The organism is Pseudomonas kielensis (assembly GCF_030505375.1).
Classification (GTDB): Bacteria; Pseudomonadota; Gammaproteobacteria; order Pseudomonadales; family Pseudomonadaceae; genus Aquipseudomonas; species Aquipseudomonas kielensis.
In genome coordinates this window covers 4,195,166-4,210,232 of sequence record NZ_CP130043.1, presented here as the reverse complement: position 1 = coordinate 4,210,232, position 15,067 = coordinate 4,195,166, and the positions used below count along the sequence as shown (strand labels likewise).

The following is a 15,067-nucleotide window of genomic DNA, read 5'->3' as shown; positions in this document are numbered from 1 at the left end:
CTCTTGAAGCAAGGATTGTGAACATGGCAAGTACAGAACAACGGGTCGCGATCGTCATTCCGGCCCGCTATGGCTCGACCCGCCTGCCGGGCAAGCCGCTGGCCGACATTGCTGGCAAGCCGATGGTGCAGCACGTTTACGAACGCGCCCTGCAAGTGGCCAACGCCCAGGTTGTGGTGGTCGCCACCGACGATGAGCGGGTCGCGCAAGCGGTGCGTGCTTTCGGTGGTGAATGTGTGATGACCTCGCCGGACCATCCGTCCGGCACCGACCGCCTGGCCGAAGTCATGGCCCAGGTCGATGCGGACATCTACATCAACCTGCAGGGTGATGAACCGCTGGTACGTCCGGCCGACATCGAAGCCCTTGCCGCTGGCATGCTCGCCGATGCAGACGTGAAGGTCGGCACCCTGTGCCACCCGATCGATGCGCACGAAGCCGGCAATCCGAACACCGTGAAGGTGGTGCTGGCCAATAACGGCAATGCCCTGTATTTCAGCCGCTCGCCGATCCCCTACCCACGGGATGGCGAAGTCGCGCACTACCTCAAGCACGTAGGTGTGTATGGCTATCGTCGCGAAGTGCTGGCCGACTACAGCGGCCTGCCACAACCGATGCTCGAGCACGCCGAGAAACTCGAACAACTGCGACTGATGGCGGCCGGTTATTGCATTCGTGCGTATCTGGTTGAACCCACCGGCCCGGGTGTCGATACGCCGGAGTGCCTGGAGCAGGTGCGAGCAATCATGAGTGGCCAGGCGCCAGCGCCACAGCCTACCCTCAACGATGTGCGCCTGGTGATCACCGACGTCGATGGCGTGCTGACCGATGGCGGCATCTATTACGATGCCACCGGCGAATGCCTGAAGCGCTTCCATGTGCGCGACGGCATGGGCATGCGCCTGCTGGAAGAGAATGGTGTGCGCGTGGCGGTGCTGTCCGGCCGCGACTCGGCGACGCTGCGCAAGCGCGTGGCTGACCTGGGCATCACCCTCTGCCAGTTCGGCGTCAAGGACAAGCAGGCCGCCTGCAATCAACTGATGGCCGAAGCTGGCGTCAGCGCCGCGCACACCGCGTGCATCGGCGACGACTGCATCGACCTGCCGGCCTTTGCGGCCTGCGCCCTGTCCTTTGCAGTGGCGGATGCGCCGGTGTACGTGAAGGCTGCGGCCACCCACACCCTGAACGCAGCAGGCGGTACTGGCGCGTTCCGTGAAGTCGCGGACGCCATTCTGTTTGCTCAGGGCAAGGATGCCGTGCTCGGCACTGCGGCAGGTTATGCGCAGGTGATGGCGAAGATGGCACAGTAGTGGATGAACGAGCGGAGTCGAGCAATAGCTCGATCAACTCGCTGAAACGAAAAAAACGGTAGGAGCTGGCTCCTACCGTTTTTTTGGACGCTCGATAAGGCAGTTGGGGGCCGTGTTGACCCCGAACTTTGCACCGGCGACACGATCAGTCGAAGATTTCGACCACGCCAACTACTGCGTCTTCGTGATTGGTCACAGCCAGGGCACGGATCTTGTTATCAAGCATGTAGGCTTCGGCTTCAGCCAGTTGCGAATCATCCTTGATGGTGTGCGGCTTGGCGGTCATGAAGTGACCTACTGTGGTGTGGATCACCCCTTCGTCTTCCAGCAGCGCACGACGCAAGTCGCCGTCGGTAACGATGCCGACCAGAACACCGTCGTCCATCACAACCGTCAGGCCCATGCGGCTTTGGGTCATGACCATCAGGCAGTCGTGAAAGCTGGTGGTCGGCGTCACGATCGGTGCCGGTGTGTGCATCACGTCGCTGACGCGGGTCAGCAGTTTACGGCCCAGGCTGCCGCCGGGGTGGTAGCGTGCGAAGTCCATCGGCTTGAATTGCAGGGCCTCGATCAAGGCAACTGCCAGGGCATCGCCCATGGCCATGGTTGCCAGGGTCGAGGTGGTCGGCGCCAGGTTGTTCGGGCACACTTCGCGCTCGACGGAGATATCCAGCCAGATGTCGGCATGCTTGGCCAGGCTCGATTTACCGTTACCGGTCATCGCAATGATTTTATTACCGAAAGACTTCAGGCTTGGAATCACCTTGATCACTTCTTCGGTTTCGCCGCTGTAGCTGATCAGGATCACCACGTCGATCGGCTTGAGCATGCCCAGGTCGCCATGAAAGGCTTCGGCTGGGTGCAGGAAAAAACTCGGGGTGCCGGTGGAGGCGAAGGTGGCAACCATTTTCTGCCCGATCAGGCCGGATTTGCCCATACCACAGACCACGGTACGACCTTTACAACCTAAGATCAGCTCGACAGCATTCTGGAACTCACCATCCAGGCGAGCAGCCATCTGAGTGACAGCCTGCGCCTGGGCAATGAGGGCTTCTTTAGCGATAGCGAGGTGATTCATGTTTGACTTTCGTCCCTGAAAACTACGTAGTGTTAAGCGGCGAATTTTAAGGTCTTTGCAACATTTAGCAAAGTCCCAATCCTGCACGCAGTGGGATTTAACCAGTTTAATGCCGCCCCAAGCCACAGCGGCGGCGTTTTTAGTAAACTTTTCGTTGAATCAGTGATCTGTATCACGCAGCATACTGTTACCAAAACCGCTACAAATCGGACATACGGCTCTTGCCTAAGTTGAAGTTATGAAAATGGATCTACACCCCCTGCATGGCCGCAGAACCCTCTATCGTTGGCAACAAGGGACTCTGGAGCAACACTTACGCACGCTACTGCCTCACTGGGGCAATGAGCCGCTATCCATCAGCAGTCAAGACCTGGCCTCCAACGCCTCATTCGTCAACTACGTGCGACACCATCGCCTGATCGACCCGAGCAATGGCAAGACCCTAGATCTGGTGGAAAAGTCCATTCGCAAAGTGGCTTTTATCGGTAGCCAGGAAGCGCGCTTCTATCGGACCGGGGATATGCTCCAGGGCAGCGAACAATTCCACTACCCGGCTTGCCTGGGGATTATCGAAACCCCCTGGGAAAGCTTGATCTTTACCGATTTCGTCAGCGGCAAGCCGCCGCGCATGCACTCTATCGCCCCGCAACTGGCACTAGGCATCGCCGAACTGGAAAGCCTCAGTCATCGCTATATCAATTCTCGTCCTCTGCACCAGGCGCCCCTCTACTGGTGCATGGATTTCTACCGCCCCTGGTTTCTACTACGCCCGCGATTTAATTTCGCTCGCTACCTGCCTGAACTCGAACGGCTAGCCCAGGCAGATGAGCGTTTTACCGGTCTAACCAATTCATTCAAAGCTTTCGAGCCCTTGGTGGCCCGCCTCGGCCGAGCCGCACGCCTCAGCCCACGCTGCATTAGCCATATGGACTACCTACGCAAAAATCTTTTCGTCGATGGCGCAAAACTGCAGTTGATCGACTGGAGCGAAGTCAAGGTTGGACGCGTGGGGTTTGATGGCGGGGCCTACTTAGGGAGCTTGTTCCGCCGCAAGGACATGTCGCTGTTTCTCGCCGCGCAACAGCAGTTCCTCGATACTTATCACGCCGCATTGCCTGAAGACTTGGACGCTGACGAGGCACTGCGCAATCTACACTACATGTTCCTGCTCAATGCCCTATTCCATTGCCTGCGGCCGGAGACTATCGCCGAGTATCAGGAGAAGGAGCGTATGCCCCTGCTTCGTCAGAAATATGATTACTTGCTCAGTTTACTCTAACCCTTCGCACAAAAAGATGGCATAATGCAATCAAACATTTTACTAAATTCGTATAGTTATTCGTCCAAAAGCCCGTTCTTCAATTATTTATTTGTATTACTATCCCCGCGAATTTGTTAACGGTGGAAGCATCCAACGTAAACACTTCCATAACCAATTAATCGAACGGATCTGCGCTCCACGTTATGGACGACGTTTCTCCCCGCCCGCGTTTGCTGGTCCTCTCCAAGGGCGCCCAGCGCATCGCCACTCTCCCCTCGTTGCTGCCTGAATACGTGCTGCTGCACGGCGGCTTGCGTGCTATTCGTCGAGCGGACTACCTAATGGCGTGGGGAAGAAAACCTAGCGCATTGAAAATTATTGCGAGAGCAAGTTCAAGCGGAAATGCCTATTGTCACACTGGAGGATGGTTTTCTACGCTCGATGGGGTTAGGTGCCGACGCCCCCCCACTGTCCCTGATAGTCGACGACATAGGTGTTTATTATGACTCCAGCACACCCTCCCGCTTAGAACAACTTATCGGCGAGCCACTGGATTCAATCCAGACCGAGCGAGCCATCGCGCTGCAACAACTGTGGCAGCAGCAGCGAGTGTCAAAATACAACGACGCACGTATCACCCACCTCGAACTCCCCGCCGATTGCGTGCTGGTGGCCGACCAGACCTTTGCCGATGCGTCCCTGCAAGGAGCCACTGCCGCCGATTTCAGCGCCATGCTCGAAGCAGCCCTGGCGCACTTCCCCGCCAGTACTATTGTGCTCAAGGTCCATCCGGATGTGGTCGCCGGACGCAAGCGCGGGCATTTCGACCTGGCAGCACTGGCCAACCATCCGCGAGTGCAAGTGCTGGCACAAAATGTCCACCCCGCCGAACTGCTGCCGCGTATGCGCGCCGTGTATGTGATGACGTCACAACTGGGCTTCGATGCCTTGCTGTGGAATGTCCCCGTGCACACCTGGGGCATGCCGTTCTACGCCGGCTGGGGGCTGACCGAGGATCGTCTGCCTGCACCATCACGGCGCCAGCCAGTCAGCCTTGCGCAATTGATACACGCCAGCCTGGTGCGCTATCCGCGTTATATCAGCCCTGAAACCGGCCAGCCTTGCACACCTGAAGTGCTGATGAACTGGCTCGGGCTACAGCGTCGCCATCGCAGTGCGTTGCCGGAGTCCGTCCAGATGCTCGGCTTCAGTCGTTGGAAAGAGCCGCTGGTGAAGCTGTTTTTTGATGGTTGTGCCATTCAGTTTGTCAAAGCCGAACAACCACTGGACTCACGTCTTGCGGTGGTGTCCTGGGGCTGTAAGCATGACGGCGACCTAACGAGACATTCGCATCCGGTCAGTCGGGTGGAGGATGGATTCCTGCGCTCGGTTGGCCTCGGTGCCGGCAAGGCCCGCCCGCTCTCCTGGGTAGTGGATGACCTGGGCATCTATTACGACGCCACGCGCACCTCGCGCCTGGAACACATCTTGCTCAATAAGTGCTTTGACCCAGCGCTGGTTTCCCGGGCACGAGCCCTGCGCGAAGCCATCTGCAGCGCCGGGCTGACCAAATACAACTTGCCCGGCAATGCCTGGCAGCGCCCCGCGGCAGCACAACGAGTGATCCTGGTAACCGGCCAGGTGGAGGGCGATGCGTCCATTCGCTTTGGCGCGAATCGCATCCGCAGCAACCTGCAATTATTGCAGGCGGTGCGCGAGCAGAACCCCGGCGCCTGGGTGCTGTACAAGCCGCACCCCGAAGTACTGGCCGGTACTCGTGCCCGTGGCGACGACGAAGCCCAGACCGTCAACTGGTGCGACGAAGTGATTGGCGATACACCGCTGCAACAACTGCTGGAGTTGGTCGACGAGGTTCACGTGCTGACCTCGCAATCGGGTTTCGAAGCCTTGCTGCGCGGCGTGCCGGTGACCACCTATGGCCAGCCGTTTTATGCCGGCTGGGGGTTGACCCGGGATCAGGACTTGCAACCCGAAGTACAGGCCAGGCGCATGCGCCGGCTGAACCTCGATGAACTGGTGGCCGGCACCTTGCTGCTCTACCCCACCTATGTCAGCCGCATCACCAACCGCTTTACCACCGCTGAACAGACTCTTTACGAATTACAGAATTGGCACGCTTTACCGCAGCCAGGAGCACCATCCAGATGGCAGGAATTGAAACAGCGCTTGAGCAGTTTATTAGGCATCAGTCGCCTGAGAAGCTGAAGGCGCAGGCGCCCCATCGCCCTCTTCCGCCTCAGCCGCACAACAGCTTCTTGTTCCTGCAGGGCGTCAGCTCGCCGTTCTTCGCGCGACTGGCGAAGGCCCTGCGGGCGATCGGCCAACGGGTGCACAGCATCAACTTCAACGTCGGTGATGTGCTGTACAGCGCCGGCTCGCGCCATGGGTTTTCGGCGCGCCCCGACGAACTCGAATCGTTCTACAGCCAACGCTTTCACGACCTCGACATCACCGACCTGGTGCTGTTCGGTGACTGCCGCCCGGTGCATCGCCCCGCCATCGCCCTGGCTCGGCGCCTGGGTATTCGTGTTCACGTGTTCGAAGAAGGCTACTTCCGCCCCTACTGGATCACCCTTGAGCGCGACGGGGTCAACAACAACTCCCTGCTGCCCCGCGACCCGGACTGGTACCGCGAGGTCGGCAAGAACGTCCCGCGCTATGACAATGGCAATCCGTTCAAGTTGTCGTTTGTCGCCCGTGCCGCGCATGACGTGCTTTACCACAGCGGCGGCGCGCTGAACAAACTGTGCTTCCCCCATTACCGCACCCACGCCCCGTTCAATGCGGCCAAGGAATACGCCGGCTTCATTCGCCAGGGAGTGCGCCTGCTGTTCGCCGGACGCCGTGACGACGCGCTGGTGACCGAAGTCGCCCGTGAACGCCACCCGACCTTTTTGCTGCCGCTGCAACTGGACAGCGATGCGCAAATCAAGGATCACTCGGCGTTCGCCAACATGTTTGAAGTCATCGACCATGTCATTGCTTCGTTCGCCGCCTTTGCCCCCGGCGAGGCACGCTTGCTGGTGAAGAACCATCCGCTGACCCCCGGCCTGGTCAACTATCACCGCATCACCCAGGCACTGGCCAAGCAGTACGGCGTGGCCGACCGGGTCGACTTCCTGCAAAGCGGCCACATGCCGACTCTGCTGTCGCACATCGCCGGGATGATCACGGTCAACAGCACCGCAGGCGCCTCGGCGCTGCTGCACAAGCGCCCGACCTACACCCTCGCCAACCCGATCTACGCCATGCCGGGATTGACCCAACAGGGCAGCCTCGACGACTTCTGGCGCCATCACGAAGCGCCGGACATGGCGCTGTTCCGGGATTTTCGCAATACCGTGATCCACACAACCCAGATCAATGGCGGCTTCTACACCGGCTGCGGGATCGACATGGCGGTGAACAACTGCCTGGACGTGTTGCTGGCTAAAACTTCGAGAATCGAAAACTTCTTATGACGCACCCGTCTTCACCCCGCTGCATCCTCATCACCGGCGCCACGGGCGGCATCGGCGGCGCCCTGGCGCCCGCCTACGCGGCGCCGGGCGTGACCTTGATCCTGCAAGGCCGGCGCATGGACCGCCTTGAGGAGATGGCCAGCGAATGCCGCGCCCTCGGTGCCCGGGTACTGCTCGAAGCCCTCGATGTACGTGATCTGGACGCTTTGCGCGCCATGGTCCGGCGGGTCAGCGAGGCCGAGCAACCGGACCTGGTGCTGGTCGGTGCCGGCCTCAACACGGCTGTCGGCAGCAACGGCGAAGCCGAGTGCTGGGACGACAGCCGCGCCCTGCTGGAAGTCAACGTAATGGCCGCCCTGGCTACCGTGGAAGCGGCGTTGCCGGCCATGCGGGCGCGCGGTAACGGCCAGATCGCCCTGTTCAGCTCCCTGGCCGGCTGGCGCGGCTTGCCGGTTACCCCGACCTACAGCGCCAGCAAGGCAGCGATTCGGGTCTACGGCGAGGCCATCCGCGACTGGCTCGCGCCAGAGGGCGTGCGGATCAACGTGATCCTGCCGGGTTATGTCGAATCGAAAATGTGCTTTGAGATGCCCGGCCCCAAGCCGTTCCTGTGGACCGCCGAAAAAGCCGCACGACGCATCAAGCGCGGACTGGCCGCCAACCAGGGGCGCATCAGTTTCCCGTTCCCGCTGAACCTCGGCACCTGGTTGCTGGGGGTGATTCCCCAGCGCCTTTCTTCGTTCATCCTGCGTGGTCTGAATTACAGTGAGTGAATTGTCCATCCTTCAGGCTGCGGTAGTCGGCCTGCTCCTCACCGTGTTCATCGAACGCCTGCTGATCCCCCGCCCGAACCTGCGCCGACCGCTGGGCAACTGGTGGCTGCACGCCGGCCTGTGGTGCGTGAGCCTGGCCGTGCTCTACGCCCTGACCGCTCGCCCGCTGTTCAGCGCAATCAACGTCCTGCTGCTGTGGCTGTTGATCGTGATGGTCAGTAACGCCAAGTACCACTCCCTGCGCGAGCCGTTCGTGTGCGCCGACTTCGAGTACTTCAGCGATGCCGTGCGCTTCCCGCGGCTGTACCTGCCGTTCTTCGGTGTCGGCAAGGCCGCGTTGCTGGCAATCGGTTTCCTCGTATACCTGTGGGCCGGGCTGACGTTCGAGCCCGAAGTCGCGGGGGGGCGTAGCAGCGCGCTCTGGCTCGGATTAGCCGGGTTGCTCCTGCTGCACCTCGGCCACCGCCGCCGTAGCGCGCCGACTTTCGACGCCGAAGCCGACGTGCGACGGTGGGGCTTGGCAGGAAGCCTATGGGGCTACTACTGGGCCGCCCGCGCCACCGTCGATCCAGCCACCCTGGGTTCGCCATTCAGCAAAGCCCCTTCGCCCACACCCGCGACTGCCCTACCCGACCTGGTATCGGTGCAAAGCGAATCGTTTTTTGACGTGCGCGATTTGTGGCCCGGCGTGAAAACCCAGGTGCTCAGCGAGTACGACCGCCTCGCCGGCGAATCCCTGGCCCGCGGCAAACTGCAAGTCGCCGCCTGGGGCGCCAACACCGTGCGCACCGAATTTGCCTACCTGACCGGCATTCCCGGCGACCGCCTCGGCGTGCACCGCTTCAACCCGTACCGGGTGCTGGCCCGCCAGGGCCTGCCGAGTATTGCCGCCCACCTCCAGGCCCAGGGCTATCGCACTATCTGCGTGCACCCTTACGACGGCAGCTTCTATGGCCGCAACAAAGTGCTGCCGGCCCTGGGTTTCGACGAATTCATCGATGTCCGCGCCTTCAACGATTCGCAAAAGGCCGGACCGTTCATTGGCGATTGCGCAGTGGCCGACAAGATCCGCGAACTGCTCGATGACCCGGCGCGCACCCAACCCTTGTTCATCCACGCAGTGACCATGGAAAACCACGGACCGCTGCACCTGGAGACCGTCGAAGCCAGCGAACTGCCGAACTGGTTCGACCGTCCGCTGCTGGCCGGCATGGACGACCTGGCCCCCTACCTGCGGCACATCAGCAACGCCGACCGCATGCTCGGGCAACTGCGCACCACCTTGCTCGAGCAGCCGCGCGAGGCGTTGCTGTGTTTCTTTGGCGACCACGTGCCGATCCTGCCCCATGTGTACCAAGCCGTTGGCGCGCCAGCGGGCGACACCGACTACCTGATCTGGTCCAACCGTCACCAGAGCAGTGCCAGTCCCAAGACGATCCGCGTCGATGCGCTGTCCAGCCAACTGCTCGCTTGCGCCCATCAGGCCCGCACGCCGACGGTTGCGGCGCAGGTCCTCTGAGTCCGTGGCCAAGATCGTTCTGGGCAGCGACCTGACGCCTGAGGCGCTGGCGAATCCGCAACTGGCGCACCTGGTCACGGGTGGGCGCGGCTCCCTGGCCTTCCTGATCGGCGACAATGCCTGCCGCGAGCGGCTGCTCGGCACCAGCATTCACTGGGACCGCGTGCTATTGGCCCTCGAAGACGGCGCCGCTGTGGGTTATGTCGCCTTCAAGCACCATCTGCGCGGCCCCTTCGCGCTGCGCCCGCAACCCTTTGTCCGTGAGTTCGGCTGGCCGATGGGCTGGCTGCGGTTTGCCGGATTCTGCCTCAGTGAACTGCGGGAGTGGCGCTATCCGTTCCTGCTGTATGGCTTGCGCGTGAGCAAGACGGCCCGCCACCACGGCATTGGCTCGGCGCTGGTCCAGGCCTGCTGCCAACAGGCCGCGGCCCGTGGCTTCAAGGAGGTGTTTCTGGAAGTGCCGCTGGACAACGATCGCGCCCGTGCGCTCTACCTGCATAACGGTTTCCGGTTGCTGCGCAAGCGCTGGGTGCCCTGGCCACCGGTGCGCAGCATGCAGCGGCGCCTGGAGACGGTCCTTTGAACGGCCTCGAATCGCCACCGATCAAGCTGGCGCCGCTGGTAGAAGGCCCGGGCTGGGTCGGCATCATGCAGCAGTGGGTAGCGTGGAATGTCCTGCACTTGCCGCAGTTCCTCGGGCCGGAAGGTTCGCCCTTCTGGTTGTGGCGCCGTGGGCGGCATGCACCCAAGGGCCTGAAGGCCATTGCCGGGATCGGCTATAAGGACTCCTCGGCCCAGGCGCGAGTGCTGTGCAAGCGCTGGGGCCTGCCCTACATCGCCATCGAAGACGGCTTCCTGCGCTCCTCATCGCTGGGCATCGAGGGCGACACACCCATGTCCCTGGTGGTCGATCCGGTGGGCATCCACTACCTGGCCGACCGCCCTTCGCTGCTGGAAAACATCCTCCAGGATCCCGCCAGCCTGACCGCTGCGGAACTGGACAGCGCGCGACAACTGATCGCCCTGATGCGCAGCAGTGGCATCGGCAAGTACAACAACGCCCCGGACCTCGACCCGAATGACCCCTTGGGCCGCGAGCGTCCATTGGTGTTGGTGGTGGACCAGACGGCCGGCGACTACTCGATCCCCGGTGGCGGTTTGTGTGAGGCCGACTATGTGCGCATGCTCGACGCAGCCCTGGCGGAAAACCCCGATGCCGAGGTGCGCGTACGCATTCACCCCGACTGCGTCGGCGGCCAGAAACCCAGTTGCCTGCTGGCGGCGGCCACCGAGCGCGGCGTCACCCTGGAAGCGCGCCCGGTGTCCTGGGCCTCGCTGGCCCGACGGGCCCGGCGGGTCTACATCGGCACCAGCCAGGCGGGACTGGAGGCCTTGATCCAGGGTGTGCCGGTGACCTGTTTTGGCCTGCCGTTCTATGCCGGCTGGGGCCTGACCGACGACCGCATGCCGATTGCCCGGCGCCAGGCGCGACCGGACCTGGAGCAACTGGTGGCAGCGGCCTACGTGCGCTACTGCCGCTACGTCGACCCGCTGACCAGCCAGCCCACCGACGCCCTGACCGTAGCCCATCAACTGGCACGCCAGAAGGCCCGGGATAGTGAGTTTGCCGGGCACTTCACGGTGCTGGGGGTCAAGCGTCACAAACAGCACAACGTCCGCCGCTTTTTCAGCAGCCGCTGGGGTCGCCTGGACTTCTGCGAAGACCGCCCGGCACTGGTCACGGACGTCGCGGCCAAAGGCGGCAAGCTGTTGGTCTGGGCGGCGCGTGAGCCGGCCGATCTCAAGGCTCGCGCCAGCCGTCATGGGGTCGCTGTGTGGCGAATTGAAGACGGCTTTCTGCGCTCCAACGGGCTCGGCGCACTGAATGCACCGGCCCTGTCGCTGGTGCTCGACCGCAGCGGCATGCACTTCGATGCCAGCGCCAGCAGCGACCTGGAGTCGCTGCTCCAGCACGAGGAGTTCGATGAGGCCACGCTGGCCGAGGCCGCGCGCCTGCGTGAGCGGATCGTGACCCTGGGGGCCAGCAAGTTCAACCTCAAGAGTGACCTGGCCGGTCAGGTCTGCGCCCGTCCCGGACAACGCCGGATCCTGGTGCCCGGCCAAGTGGAGGACGATGCCTCGGTGCGCTGCAGCGCCGGCCCCCTGCTCGACAATTTCGAGCTGCTGAAACAGGTACGACTCAACGCTCCCGATGCCTGGATCGTCTACAAACCGCACCCGGATGTCGAAGCCGGCAAGCGCCATGGCGCGGTGTCGAGCGATCGTCTGCTGGGCCTGGCGGACCAGGTGCTGCCAGGGATCGATATCGCCCGCCTGTATGGGCAGGTCGATGAAGTGCACACCCTCAGTTCCACTGCCGGTTTCGAAGCGTTACTGCGCGGCCTCACAGTGGTCACCTATGGCACCCCGTTTTATGCCGGCTGGGGCCTGACACGTGACCAGCAGCCTTTAGCGCGCCGCACCCGGCGCCTGACCCTGGACCAGTTGGTAGCCGGCGCCCTGTTGCGCTATGCGCGCTATGCCGACCTCCAGCAAGCTATGCCCTGCGATGCCTGGCATGCCCTGACATGCCTGTCGACCCCGAGGCCGCCGCGCCTGACGCTTCCTGCGCGTCTGCTGCCGCTGCGCAACTACACCCGGACCATGCTCGGCTGCGACCGTGCATCAGTCCCACTCAAGGATTAGACCATGCCTGCATCACTGAAGGACCTGGGCCGTTATGCGGCACTTCCCTGGCATTGCCTGCAATTGCTGACCCACGCCAAATCGTTCGAGAACAACCCGGTGCTGGGCAGCGCCCGGCTCAACGCCCTGGGCTTGCATGTACAGCGCCGCCAACTGGCCATGGGCATGGCCGCCATGCGCCGCCGGGCCCTGGCGCCACGGCTGGATGGCGCAGAGCTGGCGAGCTTCGAGGAACAGGGTTTTTTCGTACGCGAGAACGCCCTGCCCGCCGAGCAGTTTGCCGCCTTGCGCGCTGAATTGGGCGACCTGCGCAGCACCGGCTGGGAGATGCGCCAGGGTAAGGCGGTGACTCGGCGAGTCAGCCTGGACCAGGACGTGCTGGCGAAAAACCCGGCCAGCGCCGCCTTTGTCGCTGACCGGAGCGTGCGCGACCTGATTGCGTATGCCTCGTCGAACACCGGCGGAATCACCTATCAACTGCAGTCGATCGTGATCGATGGGGTGAACGCCGAGCAGGACCCGCAAACCCGCCTGCACGCCGACACCTTCCACCCAACGGCCAAGGCCTGGCTGTTTCTCGATGATGTGGCCGACGACCAGGGGCCGTTCAGTTACGTACCCGGCTCCCATCGCCTGACGCCGGAGCGCCTGGCCTGGGAATATCGCCAAAGCCTCGGCGCGGCACGCTCCCACGAGCAGATGCACCGCGAAGGCTCGTTCCGCATTCATGAACACGAATTGGCCGAACTGGGCTTGCCGGCCCCCCGACGCTTCTCGGTCCCGGCCAACACCCTGGTGGTGGCCGACACCTCGGGCTTCCACGCCCGCTGCCCGAGCCTGCGCCCCAGCCATCGCGTGGAAATCTATGCCAGCCTGCGCCGCAACCCATTCATCCCCTGGCGCGGCGCCCACCTGTTCGCCCTGCCTTGGATCGCCAACCACCACATGCGCTGGGACATCCGCCTCAAGCGCCTGATGGGCTTCGACAAACGCAGCCACTGGCGCTTCATCGAACAGCTCAACGCCTACGAAAAGCCGTACATCTGAGAGAGCGGTTTGCAGGCTTGCCCGCGGCGTTCTCCAGACCATCGCGAGCAAGCTCGCTCCCACAATGCATGTGCTCACAACACAAAATGCAGACCGACTCCACCCCCTGTAGGTGCGAGCTTGCTCACGATGGTCGTCAACGATAACGCAGGCATCCAGGATGAACCCGGCGCTCTCGAGACCATCGCGAGCAGGCTCGCTCCCACAATGGATGTGCTCAACAACACAAGATGTGTGAACGACTCCAAACCCTGTAGGAGCGAGCTTGCTCGCGATGGTCGTCAACGATAACGCAGGCATCCAGGATGAACCCGGCGCTCTCGAGACCATCGCGAGCAGGCTCGCTCCCACAATGGATGTGCTCAACAACACAAGATGTGTGAACGACTCCAAACCCTGTAGGAGCGAGCTTGCTCGCGATGGTCGTCAACGATAACGCGGGCATCCAGGATGAACCCGGCGCTCTCGAGACCATCGCGAGCAAGCTCGCTCCTACAGTTTTATCGGGGGTGATTCCCGGTAGAGATGCCGCCTGGGCTCAACCGATCTTGGCCAGCTCTTCGGCGACGATGGCCACGGTCTGGATGATTTGCTCTTCAGTGTGCTCACACGAGACAAAGAAGCGCACTCGCGCGACGTGCTCGGGAACCGCCGGGTAAAGGATCGGCTGGGCGTTGATCCCGCGATCGAACAAAGCGCTGGACAGTCGCCCGGCCTTGAACGAACTGCCGGTGATCACCGGGATCACGGCCAGGCCGGTGCTGGTGGCGGTGTTCAGGCCAGCGGCCTTGGCCAGGCGCAGGAACAGCTCACCTCGCGCCTGCACCGTCCGCACCCGATCACCGTCGTTGGCCAGGCAACGCAACGCTGCCAGTGCCGAAGCCGTCACCGAAGGTGGCATGCCGACGCTGTAGAGGAAGCCTGGAGCGAGAAATTTCAAGTGCTCGACCAGCGCCGTGCTGCCGGCAATGTAGCCACCGCAACTGGCCAGGGCCTTGCTCAGCGTACCCATCCAGATATCGACGTCATCTCCGGCCAGGTCGAAGTGCTCGCGAATGCCTTTGCCGGTCGCCCCCATCACTCCCAGCGAATGCGCTTCATCGACCATCAGGAAGATTTTGTGCTTGTGCTTGAGTTCGACGAAACGCGGCAGGTCCGGGTAGTCGCCGTCCATGCTGTAGATGCCTTCGACCACCACCAGCACCCGCTCGAAGTGCTGGCGCTGCTCACCGAGAATCCGGTCCAGGGCCTGCCAATCGTTGTGGGCGAAGCTCAGGCGTCGCGCACCGGACAACTGGATGCCTTGCAGGACACTGTTGTGGATCAACTCGTCGTGCAACACCAGGTCTCGGGGGCCGAACAGATGGCCGATGGTGGTGACGTTGGTGGCATGGCCGCTGACGAACACGATCGCATCGTCGACCTCATACAGATTGGCCAACTCTCGCTCCAGCTCGCGGTGCAGCGGACGATCGCCGGACACCAGCCGGCTGGCCGACACCGAGGTGCCGTAACGGTCGATGGCCGCCTTGGCCGCTTCGGCCACCGCCGGGTGACCGGAGTAGCCGAGGTAGTTGTAGCTGGCGAAGTTGACGTATTCCCGGGCACCGATAGAGGTCTCAGCGCCCGCCAGGCCTTCGTGCAAACGAAAGAACGGGCTGCTCAGGCCCAGGCGCGCCGCGCCCTGTTGCATCACGCGCAACTGCTGATAGCCAGGATGCTGGTCGAAGCGATAAAACGCTTCCGGCACCTTCAGCGCCGCCTGTTGCGCTTGCTCCAGGGTGGCGCCAACGGCCGCGTCGCCCGCCTCGCTGCGACGGCGCTCCAGCGCTTGCTGGATCAACCGTTGCTTGATCCCGACACTCAGGCCGGTGGGCGTTTTTGCAGTCAT

11 protein-coding genes are annotated in these 15,067 nt (G+C 62.5%); 9 read left to right on the top strand and 2 right to left on the bottom strand.

Going from position 1 to position 15,067, the window contains the following annotated elements; all coding sequences use genetic code 11:
• Positions 1-23: 23 nt before the first annotated feature.
• A complete protein-coding gene (kdsB, locus tag Q1W70_RS19670) occupies positions 24-1,310 on the top strand; it encodes a 3-deoxy-manno-octulosonate cytidylyltransferase (protein ID WP_302097787.1) in 1,287 nt (428 codons plus the stop codon).
• Between the two features lie 145 nt (positions 1,311-1,455).
• On the opposite strand, the gene Q1W70_RS19665 is transcribed toward kdsB, so the two are convergent.
• On the bottom strand, positions 1,456-2,388 hold the full coding sequence (locus tag Q1W70_RS19665; protein ID WP_182341168.1) for a KpsF/GutQ family sugar-phosphate isomerase: 933 nt from the start codon (positions 2,386-2,388) through the stop codon (positions 1,456-1,458).
• 238 nt (positions 2,389-2,626) lie between these two features.
• On the opposite strand from Q1W70_RS19665, the gene Q1W70_RS19660 reads away from it, so the two are divergent.
• From Q1W70_RS19660 to Q1W70_RS19625, 8 genes are all read left to right on the top strand, one after another.
• Positions 2,627-3,667: a phosphotransferase gene (locus Q1W70_RS19660; RefSeq protein WP_302097786.1), complete on the top strand. Its 1,041-nt coding sequence runs from the start codon at positions 2,627-2,629 to the stop codon at positions 3,665-3,667.
• Positions 3,668-4,051: 384 nt separating this feature from the next.
• The gene (locus Q1W70_RS19655) at positions 4,052-5,875 is read left to right on the top strand and encodes a capsule polysaccharide biogenesis protein (protein WP_436799867.1); all 1,824 of its coding nucleotides are present in this window, start codon (positions 4,052-4,054) and stop codon (positions 5,873-5,875) included.
• Positions 5,815-7,131 (top strand): capsule polysaccharide biogenesis protein, encoded by a 1,317-nt coding sequence (locus tag Q1W70_RS19650; protein WP_182341176.1) that lies wholly within the window; start codon positions 5,815-5,817, stop codon positions 7,129-7,131. Before Q1W70_RS19655 ends, Q1W70_RS19650 begins: the two co-directional genes overlap by 61 nt.
• Positions 7,128-7,904 carry an SDR family NAD(P)-dependent oxidoreductase gene (locus Q1W70_RS19645; RefSeq protein ID WP_166589962.1) on the top strand — a complete coding sequence of 259 codons (777 nt, stop codon included), beginning with the start codon at positions 7,128-7,130 and terminating at the stop codon, positions 7,902-7,904. The genes Q1W70_RS19650 and Q1W70_RS19645 overlap by 4 nt, the downstream gene beginning before the upstream one ends.
• A gap of 7 nt (positions 7,905-7,911) precedes the next feature.
• Positions 7,912-9,423, top strand: a complete 1,512-nt coding sequence (locus Q1W70_RS19640) for an LTA synthase family protein (protein WP_367186789.1) — start codon at positions 7,912-7,914, stop codon at positions 9,421-9,423.
• Between the two features lie 4 nt (positions 9,424-9,427).
• Entirely contained in the window at positions 9,428-10,006 is a 579-nt protein-coding gene (locus Q1W70_RS19635; protein ID WP_302097783.1) for a GNAT family N-acetyltransferase, read from the top strand.
• Positions 10,003-12,129 (top strand): capsule polysaccharide biogenesis protein, encoded by a 2,127-nt coding sequence (locus Q1W70_RS19630; RefSeq protein ID WP_302097782.1) that lies wholly within the window; start codon positions 10,003-10,005, stop codon positions 12,127-12,129. Before Q1W70_RS19635 ends, Q1W70_RS19630 begins: the two co-directional genes overlap by 4 nt.
• A 3-nt stretch (positions 12,130-12,132) precedes the next feature.
• A complete protein-coding gene (locus tag Q1W70_RS19625; RefSeq protein ID WP_166589966.1) occupies positions 12,133-13,176 on the top strand; it encodes a phytanoyl-CoA dioxygenase family protein in 1,044 nt (347 codons plus the stop codon).
• Positions 13,177-13,714: 538 nt separating this feature from the next.
• On the opposite strand, the gene Q1W70_RS19620 is transcribed toward Q1W70_RS19625, so the two are convergent.
• Complete coding sequence (locus tag Q1W70_RS19620) at positions 13,715-15,067, bottom strand: aminotransferase class I/II-fold pyridoxal phosphate-dependent enzyme (protein WP_302097781.1); 1,353 nt, start codon at positions 15,065-15,067, stop codon at positions 13,715-13,717.